At 40.3% G+C, this 15,974-nt stretch carries 12 protein-coding genes; 7 read left to right on the top strand and 5 right to left on the bottom strand.

The features are described from left to right. Nucleotides 1–163 precede the first annotated feature (163 nt). The 3 genes from BW139_RS08230 to BW139_RS08240 all read left to right on the top strand — a co-directional run bounded on the left by BW139_RS08230 (nt 164) and on the right by BW139_RS08240 (nt 4,819). Nucleotides 164–1,429, top strand: coding sequence for a sugar MFS transporter (locus BW139_RS08230; protein WP_008111979.1), 1,266 nt, complete (start codon nt 164–166; stop codon nt 1,427–1,429). A gap of 16 nt (nt 1,430–1,445) precedes the next feature. Further along, on the top strand, nt 1,446–3,962 hold the full coding sequence (locus BW139_RS08235) for an exo 1,3/1,4-beta-D-glucan glucohydrolase (protein WP_076919328.1): 2,517 nt from the start codon (nt 1,446–1,448) through the stop codon (nt 3,960–3,962). Between the two features lie 230 nt (nt 3,963–4,192). Then, nucleotides 4,193–4,819, top strand: a complete 627-nt coding sequence (locus BW139_RS08240; protein WP_076919329.1) for a fumarylacetoacetate hydrolase family protein — start codon at nt 4,193–4,195, stop codon at nt 4,817–4,819. Here the strand turns inward: BW139_RS08240 and BW139_RS08245 are convergent. The 3 genes from BW139_RS08245 to BW139_RS08255 form a co-directional block, all read right to left on the bottom strand. Continuing rightward, complete coding sequence (locus tag BW139_RS08245; protein ID WP_076919355.1) at nt 4,746–5,684, bottom strand: ABC transporter substrate-binding protein; 939 nt, start codon at nt 5,682–5,684, stop codon at nt 4,746–4,748. The two genes, BW139_RS08240 and BW139_RS08245, sit on opposite strands and share 74 nt — an antisense overlap. A 368-nt stretch (nt 5,685–6,052) precedes the next feature. Continuing rightward, on the bottom strand, nt 6,053–7,105 hold the full coding sequence (locus BW139_RS08250; protein ID WP_076919330.1) for an aldo/keto reductase: 1,053 nt from the start codon (nt 7,103–7,105) through the stop codon (nt 6,053–6,055). Nucleotides 7,106–7,117: 12 nt separating this feature from the next. Beyond that, nucleotides 7,118–7,549, bottom strand: coding sequence for a thioesterase family protein (locus tag BW139_RS08255; RefSeq protein WP_008111983.1), 432 nt, complete (start codon nt 7,547–7,549; stop codon nt 7,118–7,120). A gap of 398 nt (nt 7,550–7,947) precedes the next feature. On the opposite strand from BW139_RS08255, the gene dinB reads away from it, so the two are divergent. Both dinB and BW139_RS08265 read left to right on the top strand, forming a co-directional pair. Next, nucleotides 7,948–9,003, top strand: coding sequence for a DNA polymerase IV (gene dinB / locus BW139_RS08260; protein ID WP_076919331.1), 1,056 nt, complete (start codon nt 7,948–7,950; stop codon nt 9,001–9,003). Between the two features lie 111 nt (nt 9,004–9,114). After that, the gene (locus BW139_RS08265; RefSeq protein ID WP_076919332.1) at nt 9,115–10,650 is read left to right on the top strand and encodes a leucyl aminopeptidase family protein; all 1,536 of its coding nucleotides are present in this window, start codon (nt 9,115–9,117) and stop codon (nt 10,648–10,650) included. Nucleotides 10,651–10,704: 54 nt separating this feature from the next. Here BW139_RS08265 and BW139_RS08270 read toward each other — a convergent pair whose 3' ends face one another. Both BW139_RS08270 and BW139_RS08275 read right to left on the bottom strand, forming a co-directional pair. After that, entirely contained in the window at nt 10,705–12,342 is a 1,638-nt protein-coding gene (locus BW139_RS08270; protein WP_076919333.1) for a methyl-accepting chemotaxis protein, read from the bottom strand. A gap of 321 nt (nt 12,343–12,663) precedes the next feature. Further along, the gene (locus BW139_RS08275; RefSeq protein WP_008111987.1) at nt 12,664–14,889 is read right to left on the bottom strand and encodes a S9 family peptidase; all 2,226 of its coding nucleotides are present in this window, start codon (nt 14,887–14,889) and stop codon (nt 12,664–12,666) included. A 107-nt stretch (nt 14,890–14,996) separates the two neighbouring features. Here BW139_RS08275 and BW139_RS08280 point away from each other — a divergent pair, with 107 nt between their 5' ends. Both BW139_RS08280 and BW139_RS08285 read left to right on the top strand, forming a co-directional pair. Further along, on the top strand, nt 14,997–15,395 hold the full coding sequence (locus BW139_RS08280) for an HIT domain-containing protein (protein WP_076919334.1): 399 nt from the start codon (nt 14,997–14,999) through the stop codon (nt 15,393–15,395). Between the two features lie 30 nt (nt 15,396–15,425). Next, the gene (locus tag BW139_RS08285; RefSeq protein WP_008111989.1) at nt 15,426–15,956 is read left to right on the top strand and encodes a hypothetical protein; all 531 of its coding nucleotides are present in this window, start codon (nt 15,426–15,428) and stop codon (nt 15,954–15,956) included. Nucleotides 15,957–15,974 lie beyond the last annotated feature (18 nt).

Below are 15,974 nucleotides of genomic sequence, written 5' to 3' on the forward strand. Positions count from 1 at the left end.
CGCTTACAATAATTTTGTAAATAAATTGATAAATTTTATTTGTATGTTATAAATGTAAGCGCTTACATTTGGTGTTGCAACTATTATCTGCATTTTAAGTTTTACTAAACGCAATAAAATAGAGGTAACAATCTGATAGTTATAAATAATTAGAGATTATACTATGGCACATATCACACAGCCACTATCGGCAACGGAAAACAGCCAAAAACCAGGGTCCACACACACCTTTGCGTTAACATCGCTTACGACCTTGTTTTTTATGTGGGGTTTTCTTACTTGCTTGAACGATATTTTAATTCCGTATTTAAAGGGGATGTTCTCCCTTAACTACACCCAAGCAATGTTGGTGCAATTTTGTTTTTTTGGTGCCTACTTTGTTATGTCAATCCCTGCGGGGAAACTGGTCAGTAAAATAGGTTATCAATTTGGTATTGTTGTCGGTTTAGTTGTCGCAGCAATTGGTTGTGCATTATTTTACCCTGCTGCAGAAGCCCATGTATACGAGCTATTTTTATTAGCTTTGTTTGTTCTTGCTTCAGGGATCACCATTTTACAAGTTTCTGCTAACCCATATGTAAGTGTACTAGGGCCTGCAAAAACAGCCTCTTCGCGCTTAACCATGACCCAAGCCTTTAACTCTTTAGGCACAACGGTTGCGCCTTTATTTGGTAGTTGGTTGATTTTGTCTGAAATTAGCCAAGCAACAGCCGAACAAGTTAAATTTCCTTATTTAATGCTCAGTGCAAGCCTATTAGCATTGGCGATTATTTTTGCCTTTTTAAAGTTACCTAAACTAGGTAAAGCGATTGACAGTGAAGCTGAAAACCAAGGCGACACTGAGTTTGTTGATTTAGGCAGCGTATGGAAATATCGCCACCTTATTTTAGGCGCGATTGGTATTTTTGTTTATGTAGGGGCTGAAGTGGCCATAGGCAGCTTTTTAGTCGGCTTTTTAACCTTAGATCATATTGCAGGCTTACCAGAGCAGCAAGCAGCACATTACATTAGTTATTATTTTGCAGGTGCAATGATAGGGCGCTTTGCTGGCGCCGCGATTATGCAAAAATTAAATGCAGCCAAAGTATTAGCTTGTCACGGTATTTTAGCAGGCTTACTTGTGTTAATTGCTATGACGGGTCAAGGGTCACTGGCTATGTGGGCTATTTTATTAGTTGGATTATGTAACTCTATTATGTTTCCTACTATTTTTAGTTTAGCACTGCAGGGGCTTGGTAAATACACCTCGCAGGGTTCTGGTATTTTATGTTTAGCGATTGTTGGCGGTGCGATTATTCCGTTATTACAAGGTATGCTAGCTGATAACATCGGTGTGCAATTAGCTCTTATTTTGCCCATTGGTTGCTATTTATATATTACTTATTTCGCGCTGTTTGGTGCAAAAAAAACAACGTCAACTCCTCTTTGAGTTTTAGGTGAATGCTATGATTATTAAACGCACTTTTTCAATTACTGCGCTGATGCTAGCAGCAATAACCAGCAGCGGTTGCTCGCAACCCTCTGATAGTGTCAGTGATACAACAAACCAAAAAGAAATTTGGCCAACAATTACAACGGGGATTAAAAGCGATGCTCAAATGGAGCAAAAAATCGCTGATATGCTCAGTACTATGACGCTAGAGCAGAAAATAGCGCAAATGATCCAACCTGAAATTCGTAACATCACGGTTGAAGATATGCGTAAGTATGGCTTTGGCTCTTACTTAAATGGCGGTGGTTCGTTTCCAAACAATAACAAGCATGCTACGCCTGAAGATTGGGTTGATTTGGCAGAAAAAATGTACCAAGCATCTATTGATGACTCTCTAGATGGCAGTACCATTCCTACAATGTGGGGCACCGATGCGGTACATGGACACAACAATGTTATTGGCGCTACTTTATTTCCGCATAATATTGGTTTAGGTGCTGCAAATAATCCTGCACTTATTGAAAAAATAGCCGCTGCTACCGCGCGAGAAGTGATGGTTACTGGTATTGATTGGGTATTTGCACCTACTGTTGCTGTGGTGCGTGATGACCGTTGGGGTCGCACTTACGAAGGGTACTCTGAGGACCCTGAAATTGTGAAAGCGTATTCTGCCTCTATTGTTAAAGGGTTACAAGGCGCTGTAGATGGCGACTTTTTGTCGGACACGCGAGTAGTGAGTACCGTTAAGCACTTTTTAGGTGATGGTGGTACTGTAAACGGCGACGATCAAGGTAATAATATCGCTTCTGAAGAAGAGTTATTTGCGCTTCATGCCCAAGGCTATGTAGGTGGTTTGAGTGCCGGTGCGCAAACAGTTATGGCTTCATTTAACAGTTGGCATGGCGATAAAATTCACGGCAGTAAATATTTATTAACCGATGTATTGAAAGAAAAAATGGGCTTTGATGGCTTTGTTGTTGGCGATTGGAATGGTCATGGACAAGTTAAAGGCTGCTCAAATAGCAACTGTGCTCAAGCTGCAAACGCAGGTTTAGATGTATACATGGCACCAGATGAGTGGAAACCATTGTTTGGCAATTTAATTAGCCAAGTTAACAGTGGTGAGATCCCAGTAAGCAGAATTAACGATGCGGTAACGCGTATCCTGCGCGTTAAAATGCGCGCGGGTTTATTCGATAAACCAAGCCCTGCGAAGCGTCCTCTTTCTGGTAAAACTGAAATTATTGGTAGTCACGATCACCGTGCTGTGGCCAAACAAGCAGTACGTGAATCTTTAGTGTTACTTAAAAATAAGCAGCAGTTATTACCATTATCGCCCAAGGCAAACGTATTAGTAGCAGGAATAGGTGCTGATAATATCGGCATGCAGTCAGGTGGCTGGAGTGTTACGTGGCAAGGTACAGGCAATACCAACAATGACTTCCCAGGCGGCACTTCAATTTATGCAGGTATTAAAAACACGCTCGAGCAAGCTGGTGGTAGTGTTGCACTGAGTGTTGATGGAGAGTATAAAACGCGCCCAGATGTAGCCATTGTTGTATTTGGCGAGCAACCTTATGCAGAGGGCAATGGGGATGTTGATAACCTTGAGTACCAGCGCGGTAATAAAAGTGATTTAGCCTTACTGCGAAAGTTTAAAAATGCGGGAATTCCAGTTGTATCATTATTTATAAGCGGTCGCCCAATGTGGGTTAATGCTGAGCTAAATGCCAGTGATGCGTTTGTTGCTATTTGGCTTCCAGGCAGTGAAGGTGATGCAATTAGTGATGTATTGTTTAAAAATGCAGACGGTTCAATTAACCACGACTTTAAGGGAAAGTTATCGTTTTCATGGCCGAATAACCCAATCGACAATGAAAACCGCAACGATGAAGGTTACAGCCCATTACTCCCTTATGGTTTTGGCTTAACCTACGGTGATAGCAATGTACTTAAAGATGACTTGGTAGAGCAAACTCAACAGACTGAACAATTGGACGACTTAGTGTTGTTTGAACGTGCTATAAAAGCACCATGGTCGTTGGTATTAAAAAGTGGCGAGCAACAAAAAACGGTGGCAAGTAGCCGTGAGTCATTAGGCGCTGTGAGCATTCAAACATTTGACAAAGATGTGCAAGAAGATGCGCGAGCTATCCGTTTTAATGGTCAAGCGCTGGCTGGGGTTAATTTAGCCGCGGCATTCCCATCTGACTTACGCTCATACGTTGAGAGTAATGGCCAGCTGCAAATGCAAATTAAAGTAGACAAAGCGGCATCAAGCCCGCTGTGGGTTGCTATGGGTTGTGGTGAAAGCTGTCAGGGTAAATTTGATATTACCGATAACCTTGAGCAATCAGGTCAATGGCAAACATTAAACATCAACTTAAGTTGTTTTGCAGAGCAAGGTGTTGACTTGGCACAAGTATTTTCGCCTTGGCAGTTAAGCACGCAAGGTGATTGGCATGTATCTATAGCTAAACTAGCTATTACAACAAATGCTGCCGAGCAAGGTAGTGTTACTTGTAAGTAGTCAATAATCTATTATAAGCAGGTACAGAGAGTACCTGCTTATAATTTTAAACATGTAGTACAAAAACCTGCCAAATTAGTCCCTCCTTACTTTTATTCCATTCTATGTGATTGATTATATTCAGCTCAGTAGTTGTCACAAAAATATGATAAAACTGCATTCGCTTTTACGTTAATAATTTGAGAGTATGCCAAAATATTAAAGGCGTTATGTAATTAACAGGTGAGAGAATGAATCAAATAAAGCTCGCTTCTCAGCGTTTACAACCTTCAAAAATAGTTTGTGTGGGGCGCAATTACAGTGCACATATTGCTGAGCTAAACAATGAACACCCTGAGCAAATGGTGATTTTTAATAAGCCTAATAGCGCGATCACCGATACCTTACTTACTACTCATAACGGGGATACGTTACATTATGAAACTGAATTATGTTTTGTGATTAAAAATAAGCAGCTTGCAGGAGTAGGGATTGGGCTCGATTTGACTAAGCGAGCTTTGCAAAGCAGTTTAAAAGAAAAGGGCTTGCCGTGGGAGCGAGCTAAAGCATTTGATGGCTCAGTATTATTTAGTGATTTTATTGAGTTAACGCCAGAAATGTCATTATTTATATTTGAATTGCATATTGATGGTAAAGCAGTTCAGCATGGTGATACCCAGCTAATGTTGCACCAACCTGCGCAAATACTGGCTGAAGTAAGTGAGTTTATGGGTTTAGAAGAAGGCGATATTATTATGACCGGCACCCCTGCTGGCGTAGGAATGGTGAGCGCGGGTCGAGAGTTTAAAGTTGCTCTTTATTCTGACTCTGGTCAGCGGTGCTTATTGGAGCATCATTGGTCTGTGAGTCAACGTTAATTATGTATTGATAGTATTGTTTATCAAAATTATCAATATGTTCACTTAACCAATACCGCTGGCTTAGCTGATGCTCAGCTGATTCTAGTATGGTACTTTCTAATGCGGCATTAATCTTCTTAATTGCCTGATTAGCAAAATTATTGGGCGCATTAGTCGAACAGCCTATAGCGCCTTTAATTAACGAATTCGTATTTTGAGCTATAGGTATGCTAACGATTTTTATGGGGTGTTGTTGCTGGTTAAAGTAACTAGCCATAAAAGGGTAGTCGAGCGAGTAATCTAAAAAACCATGTCTTAATCTATCGATCACAACGCCACTTTCATTGTCACTACTTAAGCTTAAAGAGACGTTATGGTGGCTCAAAGCGTTTTCAATAATCATATTTATGTGTGGCGAAAACCGTCGCGCTGCGGCTTGTCCATAGGTAAAGTTTTCATCGCTAAGCAAGCTAATTAAATTTATAGGATTACCATGTGTTTTGGTAAGTGTTCGTGCTTTTTGGTTAGTGGTAATAATATTAAACTCTGGGTAGATGGAGGTAGGGCGTGAGTAAGTATAGACTTGGTTGGCGTTTTTTTTGTGAATTACGCATGGGAAGCAGACATTTTTGCCTTCTCTGATATATTTATTAATTCGTTTTTGTGGCACAACTAACCGAGTATGTTTTACATCCTTAATACTGCTAATGAGTTGCTCAGTTAAATTGTCACACAAACCCGTTTGAGCACTTTCTGAGTTTAAGTGAAAAGGCGGAGTGTTGCTCTGTAGCCACAAAATTTCAGTGAGCTGATTTTTAGATTGGCTAATACTGTTATTCGAGAATATTAAAAAAAGCAGGCAGAAATAACGAGCTGTATGCATAAAAAAGGCTGATAATTCTTTATTAAATGGCTGTTTATTATTATACCTGAATGTCCAAAAAATAAACATAAAGAACAGCAAAGAATCAATTTCATTGAAGCGTAGTTATACCAATAAGCAATAATACTTAATCATTTTACGGGGCTAAACGTGTCACTACCTGCGTTAAAAATTCTCATTTAGAACAACTAAATAGCAATTTTTTGCCTAGCTATCAACACGTTTTTCCAGCCTCAAAATAGTCCACTTAATTAAGCGAATTGGTATTATTCTTTGCTGTTTTTGATTACCTGCGAGGTTACAAACCTCGCGCCGTGATTAAATCGCCCTATGTAGAACAAGTTTCAATATGCAAAGGCCAACAGACCCTAGTAAGGCATTGGGTTATTTCTGAATATGGTATCAATCGCTGATAACACATCATCGTTAAGGGTCAGCTCAAACGCATCAATGTCTTCTTTTAACTGCGCCATAGTAGTTGCACCAATAATTGATGAGGTAACGCCATCAACTTGATTACACCATGCTAGCGCTAATTGTGCCGGTGTTATGTTGTGCTCATAGGCAAGTTCAACATACTCCTTAGTGGCTTGTTGTGATTGTGGTGTATCTCGAAAAATACCGTTGCGCTGCATAAATGTCCAACGTGAGCCTTCAGGGCGCGCTCCATTGAGGTACTTACCCGTTAATAGCCCGGCAGCCAGAGGCGACCAAGGTAAGTAAGCAATATCTTCATGCACACATTGCTCTATTAAATAAGGCCAATCTTTCGCATGCGCTAAACTAAACTCATTTTGAATAGACACCATTTTTGGCAAGTTGTGCTCTTTAGCTAAATTTAAAAATTGGCTAATTCCCCATGGTGTATCGTCAGAAAGCCCACAATGCTTAATTTTACCTGCTTTAACACACGCATCTAAACCCTCTAAAATATCCAGCATATCTGCGGTGTGTTGTTTTGCATCGACCTCGGTAAACTTGAGCATACCTGGCCATTGCCTTGCAAAATGTGGGGTGCGGCGGTTTGGCCAATGTAATTGGTATAAGTCAATATAGTCGGTTTGTAAGCGCTTTAGAGACTGATCAACGGCGTCAATAACAGCTTGGCGAGTAATATCACCGCCATCACGGATCCATGAAAGTCCATTACCGGCAATTTTAGTTGCAATAACAATGTCTTTTCGTTTTTGTGGATTACGAGCGACCCAATCCCCTATAATTTCCTCTGTTTTACCATAGGTGTCGGGCGTGGGCGGTACCGCGTACATTTCTGCCGTATCAATAAAGTTAACACCACGTTCAAGGGCATAGGCTATTTGCTCATCAGCATCGCGCTGGGTATTTTGTACTCCCCAGGTCATGCTACCTAAACAGACTCTCGAAACACTAACTCCACTACTACCTAATTGACTATATTGCATTACTAATCCTAATTATTCGTTTTCAGAGTTTGCTTTTAAAGCCGATAACAAAGGTTCTGTTATCGTCGCTTTTTGCCCTGTTTTAAAGTCAAACATCACCACTTTCGACATGCCGGTAGTGGTTATTGCATTTTGCGCATGACTAAATACACTGTAATTCATTACAAACCGGTCAGATTTTATATCACTAATAGTAATACCTACGCTTAATGTGTCAGGAAACGTCACAGGGCGTTTGTAACGAATATTATTTTCACTGATCACAGGGCCTGTGGCTTTAGCATTGATAGTATCAAATAAATTTAATTTATTTAAAAAATCGATTCTGGCTATTTCAAAATAACGAAGGTAAACACAGTTATTAACATGCTGTAGGGCATCCATATCGCCCCACGCTACAGTAATATCGGTATGAATAGGATGTTGTTGTTTAAACGTTTCCATGTATTTATAGCTCTTAGTTTTAAAGTATTTAGATTAGCAACATGGTCGGATGAGCTCAAGGGAATTATAGCGGGCAAAAAATTCGAGAGTTAAATTGTACCTCTTTGAATTCATGACTATAGTAACTATTAACACACAAGGAGAGAACTATGCAGAATATAATTAATTGGTTATTGGCATGCACTGTTTTTATAGCTTCGTTCACTTGTTACGCTATGGGTAATGAGGCAGGAGCAATTATTTTGATTTTATTAGGCTTCTGTTTAGAAGTACTATTTTGGATGTATTGCTTTAATAAGCCCAAAAAAAATAGGCGCTCTTTTTAGATAACAACATGCTTGCTAATTAATAGCGATTCCACAATAATGGCTGTATAAATAAACAGTTGTTATTGTGTGATGAAAAAGTTTATTCATATAGACATGGACTGCTTCTATGCAGCCGTTGAAATGCGCGACAACCCTAAGCTTGCAAGCGTACCGCTGGCCATTGGCGGTAATAGTCGCCGAGGAGTGCTCTCTACCGCTAATTACATTGCCAGAGAATATGGTGTGCGCTCTGCTATGTCTAACTATCATGCCAAACAGCTTTGCCCCGATTTAGTTATTGTGCCCGGAAGAATGGCTGTTTATAAACAAGTATCAACCCAAATTCGCACTATATTTAACCGCTATACAGACCTAGTAGAACCTCTTTCACTTGATGAAGCATACCTGGATGTGACCGACAGTACTGCATTTAAAGGCAGTGCAACGTTAATTGCTGAGCAGATCCGCGCTGATATTTTTAATACCACTGGGCTGACCGCCTCTGCGGGGATTGCGCCAATTAAATTTATAGCCAAAATTGCTAGTGATGAAAATAAGCCCAATGGCCAATTTGTGGTATTGCCTGAGCAAGTTGACTCGTTTTTAGCCCAATTACCACTAGGTAAAATTCCAGGCGTGGGTAAAGTAACCTTGGAGAAGCTTAATTTAAAAGGATTATACACGGGCCAAGATGTCCGAGAAAAAGGTGCTAATTGGATGCAGCAACATGTGGGGAATTTTGGTGTATCGTTATATCAAAAATGTATGGGGGAGCATATAGGGCGGGTTTCAACTGAGCGGGTTCGTAAGTCATTGAGCGTGGAGCATACTTATGAATACAACAAAAACAGCCTTGATGAGTGCCTTGAACAATTACCGCAACTGTTAGATGAGCTCACTGTTAGGCTAAATAAGCAGCAGTTGCAAAATAAAATTAATAAGTTAAGTGTTAAAGTTAAATTTGCTAATTTTGTTGTGACCTCAGCAGATCAAGCGAATCATCAATTAAACACGGCTATTTTTAAAGAGTTACTCGCCAAAGCCTATCAACGTGGATTACAGCAACCCGTGCGCTTATTAGGAATTGGTGTTGGTATTAAAAATCAACCAGAGCATAATTTACAGCTCAGTATTCTTGATGTGTAAAACTTGTAACACCAAGTTGCCAGTAAATATGCAGAATATCGCAGTTCACTGGTTATAAATTGCTAAATAAATAATAATAGGGACTACGTTTTCTAACAGGATCTTTTTTTTATGGCATATCCAAAAGCAGTGCTGGCTCAGCCAGTAAGTGCAAGCCTAGATTGTACATCACACGATGCACTTATTATTATCAGTGATGACTTTTCTCATTTACCAAATACGCCTCTGCGTGATGCAATTTTAAATCAAGCCCAAGTAGACTCACGTATAGGCAATCAAGTTACCTTATTAGTTATTGCCGGTAAACGTGTGGTATTAGCACCAACTGGCCCTTTAAATAGAGACTATGACGATGTACGTCGTTATTTTGATGCGGCTAAATTAGCCATCAATGAAGCAAAAGCGTCGGGCAGTGTAAGCCCCGCAATTTACTTACCCGCTTTAAATATCGATAGTCGTTATCAACATGCTCTAGAAGTGGCCTATTTAGGCGCATGCCAAGCATTATGGCAGCCTTTGGAAGCGCGTGAATTTCATGGTCAAGGTATTGAACCCATTACTCAAATCGGTTTAATTGATGCCAATGAACAAACGATTAAAGCAGTCAATGCGTTAGCCGCTGGTCAATATGCTGCACGTGATTTATGTGGTACTGAGCCTGAGCGTATGGCACCACCACGCTTTGCTGATTACTGTAGTGAGCTATTTAACAATAGCGCAGTGAGCGTTGATGTAATTGACGATTTAGCTGCTATTGATAAGCACTATCCGATGCTAAGCACTGTTGCTCGTGCGTCTTATGCGGTAGAGCGTCATCATCCACGCGTTGTTAAACTTGAATATGTACCAGAGGGTGAAGTAACACGCACACTGATGTTTGTTGGTAAAGGCTTAGTTTATGACACAGGTGGTGCAGATTTGAAAGTGGGCGGCTATATGGCGGGCATGAGCCGTGATAAAGGCGGTGCGGCTTCTGTTGCTGGATTTATGAAAGCAGTTGCTGATTACCAGCCTAAAGGCGTCAAAGTGATTGCCTTTTTAGCGGTGGTACGTAACTCAATTGGTTCAGATTGTTTTGTTCCTGATGAAATCATTACCAGCCGTGAAGGTGTACGAGTGCGCATTGGTAACACTGATGCCGAAGGGCGTCTAGCGATGGGGGATTTACTTAGCGAAATGAAAGATTTGGCTAAAAACGAAATAAACCCAACGCTGTTTACTGTGGCTACTTTAACAGGGCATGCTGCACGCGCGATGGGGCCATATGGTGCTTATGTAGAAAATGGGCCAGCACGTAGTGCTAATATTTCACGTCAATTAGCTGATTGTGGTGATTTATGGGCTGACGGTGCAGAAGTATCCCGTTCACGTCGTGAAGATTATGACTTTATAAAGCCACGTACTTTAGCCGATGACGTACTCTCTAGTAATAATGCAGCTTCTGCTGTTACAGCACGCGGACACCAATTTCCTATGGCATTTTTAGCTGTTGTAGGCGGGTTAGATAAGCATGGTAATGAGTCTACTTTACCACTTCCTTATGTGCATATGGATATTGCAGGTAGTGGCGTTGAAGGCGGTGACTGGCAACATGGCAAACCAACGGCAGCATCAGTAAGCAGTTTATTTGCCCACTACTGTTTATAATTCTCTATATAAATATGTCTAAAAAGCCCTGAAAATCAGGGCTTTTTAATTGAGTTAACTAAGCTTAAAGCGCGATACCACGCTTGATAACTCAACACTACTTTGTTTCAGTTTGTCGCTAGCACGGGTTAAATCATTGGTGTTACCCAGTGATTGCTCAGTTGATTGCGAGAGGTCGTTAATTCTCAAATTCACCTCATCTGCGGCCGATGTTTGCTGCTCTGTTGCTCTTGCAATTTGGCCGTTCATATCGGTGATCACCGATACCAATCTGTCTATTTCATCAAGCGAGGTATTGGCAGCAGAAGCTTGCTCAACGGTTGAGATAGAAATTTCTTGGCTAGATTTTACCGCTTCAACCGCAGCTTTAGCGCCTTCTTGCAGTTTAGCTATCATGGCTTGAATTTCATCGGTACTTTTACCTGTTCGGCTGGCCAGCGTTCTCACTTCATCGGCTACAACGGCAAAGCCTCTACCATGCTCACCTGCTCGCGCTGCTTCAATTGCAGCATTTAACGCCAGTAGATTAGTTTGTTCTGCAATACTGCGAATTACATCAAGTACCGAGCCTATGTTATTACTTTCTTGAGCAAGATCAGCGGTAACTTTACTTACGGTTTCTATGTTAGTAGAAAGGGCTTCAATAGCTGTAATTGTTTTCGACACCACGCTTTTACCACTTGATGCATTACTTGCCGCTTCATTTGCGGCTTGTTCGGCGGCTTCGGCATTACGGCTAACATCATGAATTTGATGGGTCATTTGCTCCATAGCTGCAGCCACTTGAGTTGAGCTGTCGTTTTGTAACTCGATAAATGATTGGCTGGTTTTACTCGAGTCATCGACGGTATGAGCATGGTCGTTTACATCGTTTGCACTTTTGGCTACCAGTACTAAAGACTCTCTAATTTTAGAGACAAATAAGTTAAATGATTGCGAAAGTTGAGATATTTCATCATTACCATTTTCGTTCAGAGTACGGGTTAAATCTCCCTCACCTTGAGAGATGTCTTTCATCATCTGGGCGGCTAAACGGGTAGGGGTTAAAATACTACGACCAATAAAGTAACTAAATAACACCACCACAATAATCATAATAACTACATTAATAATGATAATAGTGCGCTGCTGCGAAAAGGCACTGTCTATAGTATCAAGGTACACGCCTGAGCCGATTATCCATTGCCATTGATCAAAACCTTTCACAAACGCAATTTTGTCTACGGGGTTGTCGTTACCTGGTTTTGGCCATTTATAAGGCACATAACCTTCGCCGGATTTTTTAACAACGCTAACCATCTCAACAAATAGCGGGGTTCCATCAGGGTCTTTGTTATTAGTTAAATCTTTTCCCTCAAGAGCTGGTTTAATTGGGTGCATTACCATGGCAGGCTGATAATCGTTTATCCAAAAATAGTTCGTATCATCGTAGCGCAATGAGCGGATTGAGGCGATTGCTTGAGATTGTGCCTGTTGGCGAGTGAGTGTTTGGTTTTGTTCAAGAGCTGCATAGTGCTTAATAGTGCTATATGCAGTTTCTACCACATTTTTAGTTTTAAGGTATTGCTCTTTTTTGAGCGCTTGGTATTGATTACTCAAACTCGAAATACTCAATACAATTAAACCCAATATTACAATCCCTACTAAAATGGCTAGACGTTGAAATATAGTAAAACGACGGAGGTTTGGCATAAATATGTTCCTGTATCAGAGCATTATTTTTCTTCAATAAGCATAGTTAAAATATAGGCTAAGAGAGCTTTATTTTCATAATATTGTATTTCTTATATTTCTAATATTTCTAATATTTCTTATATTTCTTATATTTCTTATATTTCGTTTTAGCGGTTAGTTTAAATACAATAAAAGTTGGACGCTGAAGCTTAGACTTTTAGTTACCCGTGCTTAAGATGGATTTAATTATTGTGTGTTGACGTTTTAATATATCTTATTAGCATAAAAAAAGGCTGATACTTGTATCAGCCTTTAGTCGAATGATTAACCTAACTCTAGTTAGTTTGTATTAAAGTTACGGTTAAAGAAGTTAGTAATAGTTTGATGTAAGTGAGTCTGCACTTGTTTACCGCGAAGGCTATGCTTTGAGCCTGGGTAAGTCATCATTTCAAACTGTTGATTGTTATCTTGCAGCTGTTTAAACAATTTAGTTGCATGGGTAAACAACACGTTGTCATCGGCCATACCATGGTAAATCATGAGTGGGCCTTTTAAGCCTTCAGCATATGGGAAAACAGCACTGTCGGTATAACCTTGTGCATTCGTATCAGGGTGACCCAAATAGCGCTCGGTGTAGTGAGTGTCGTACAAGGCCCAGTCAGTTACAGGTGCGCCTGAAACACCAGCACTAAAGTAGTCGCCTGCTTTAAACATGGTCATTAGCGCCATATAACCACCATAGCTGTGGCCGTATATACCAATGCGTGCAGGGTCTACGTAGTCAAGGGTACGTAAAAACTCAACGCCTTTAATCTGATCAGCTACTTCAACAACACCTAACTTTTTATATATTGCATCTTCAAACTTTTTACCACGATTGTAAGAGCCACGGTTATCTAGTTGAAAAATAACATAACCTTGTTGCGCCATATATTGAAAATATAAGTTTTTACTACGCCAGCTATTAGTGACTCGTTGAGCATGAGGGCCGCCGTACACGTTAACAATAACCGGATGCTTTTTACCTTTAGCCATGTTTGCTGGTTTAAATAAACGGTAATGCATAACTTGGCCGTCTTCAGCGGTAATGGTGCCGTACTCAGGCTGTGCTAAATCAGTCAAAAAGGGAGTGAGTGGATGTGAGTCATCTAGTTTGTTTTCTTCAAGCCACGTAATAAATTCACCATTAATTTTGCGTAGTGCTGCTGAATTTGGTTTGTTGACCGATGAGCTGGTATCAATAAAGGTTTTATTATCTTTTGCCAGTACGACATTGTGATATTGGCCTTTTTCAGTAATACGTTTAATTGCTCCTTTTTTAAATAAAGGCGCGCTGTATAAATGGCTCTCTAGCGCAGTATCTTTACGCGCTGCAAAGTAAACCATACCATTTTTTTCATCTACCCCTTTTAAGCTATCAACAACCCAGTCACCAGCGGTTATTTGACGAATAAGTTGGCCATTATTTCGATACAAATAAAGGTGCTTAAAGCCATCACGCTCTGAAGCCCACACAAAATGCTTTTTGTCTTTTAAGAACTCAAGGTCAAAATGTAGGTTTATCCAGGTATCGCTTTTTTCAGTTAATGCGACGGTTTGCTGTTTTGTTTTACTGTTGTAAAAGCGTAACTCTAAATTGTGCTGAGAGCGATTTTGCCACTGGTAAGACAGGGTGTTACTGTCGTTTAGCCATTTAGCACGTGCGATATAAATGTCTTTATCTTTACCTAAATCAATCCAGTCAACAGCTTGGTCATTAAGTTTCACAACACCAAGTTGAATTTCAACATTGTTGGTGCCAGTAAATGGGTAGCGCTGATTAAATAGCTTTACTTCATCTGCATAAATTTCGTTACGAATCGCTTCCTGAACAGGGCTTTCATCAACGCGAGTAAAGGCGATTTTAGATTCATCATTTGCCCACCAATAACCGGTCATGCGACTCATTTCTTCTTGCGCCACAAATTCGGCCATGCCATTTTTAATAACGCCACCGCCATCTTTACTTAACTGAATTTCTTTGCCAGATGCCAGTTCTAGTGCGTAGAGGTTTTGCTCACGAATAAACGATACAAAATTCCCTTTTGGAGAAAAGCGCGCATCGGTTTCAAATGCTTCAGTGTTAGTCAGTTTTTTACTATTTTTTGTGTTTAAGTCGAAATAATAAAGGTCGCCATTTAGAGGAAATAGCAGTGCTTTACCATCTTTTGACCATTTATATTCAAGAATACCTTTACCAAAAATACGTTGGCGTTCACGGCGTGCTTTTTCTTCATCTGACAGGTTTTCTGGGCCTGAAAATAACTGCGCTGAATCAACAAGTAATCGATTGGTATTGTCTTTTAAATTATATTCCCATAAATCGTAGCGGTTATAGTCATCTGTTTTACCTTGTAAGTAGGTGACACGGCTGCCGTCGGGAGAAAATTTAAGTTGTACTGGAGACTTTCCCGCTAAGCTAGGATCATCAAATATACGCTCAAGCGTTAGCGGCTTTGCTTGGACGCTTAATGCGCCCGCCATCAGGGGGATTGCCAGTGAGAGGTGTTTTAGTTTTTTTAACACAGGATTGCCTTTACTTACATAAAATTATCCCCGATGGTAAAGCACAAGCGTGTGCAACTGCAACTAAATGCTATAAAGTGTGTAGTAAAATAACTAAGGATATCAACATGAGTGAAACCCCTTTTATCTTAGCCCCAGAGCTACAAAAAGATTGTATTGAGCTGGCTGATTGGCCATTGTGTAAAGTATTGTTATTGAATGACAGTCAATATCCATGGTTCATATTAGTTCCTAGAATAGCGGGTTTAAAAGAGATAATAGATTTAACCGAGCAGCAACAAATTACTTATTTACAAGAGTCGGCTAAGCTCAGTCATCTATTAATTGAGGTGTTTAATCCTGATAAGTTAAATGTTGCCGCGCTAGGTAATATGGTGCCGCAATTACACATTCATCATATAGCGCGCTTCAAAACAGATATTGCATGGCCTGCGCCTGTATGGGGCAAGTTTCCGAGTATCCCTTATACTAATGAGCAGATAGAGCAATTAAAAACGTATTTTTAAAATTAGAATGAGTTACTTTGAGGGGATAGTATGAAATTAATAAAACAACTTTGTGCCAGTATATTTATGGCAGCTATTGCTGTTTCAACCGTAATAGCGAGTGAGCAGCCAGTCGCTATAGATGTGGTAAATAACGCCAACATTAAAAACTTTGCAGCGCATAACAACGTGGTTTTTTCAGCAGCGCAACCGACTGATGAGCAGTTTAAGCAACTATCGCAAGCTAAGGTGAAGCACGTTATTAATTTACGTGCAGCAGATGAGCAAGACTGGGATGAAGGGGCATTAGTAAACTCTTTAGGAATGAATTACCACGCAATTGAGATTGCAGGTGCACAAGATGTTAACATCGATAATGCAAAACGATTAGCTAGCCTTTTAGAAGAACTTAAAGGTGAATCAGTGGTTGTTCATTGTGCGAGCAGTAATCGTGTTGGTGCGCTAATGGCTATTTCAGCCCACCAGCAAGGTGCTGATATTGAGTCTGCAATTGAAACAGGCAAGCAGTGGGGAATGGCAAGCCTAGAGCCGGTTGTTCGTAAAGTGATGAGTGATAAATAATCAGACAATAAAAAAGCG

Source organism: Pseudoalteromonas sp. SK18 (assembly GCF_001974855.1).
GTDB lineage: Bacteria > Pseudomonadota > Gammaproteobacteria > Enterobacterales > Alteromonadaceae > Pseudoalteromonas.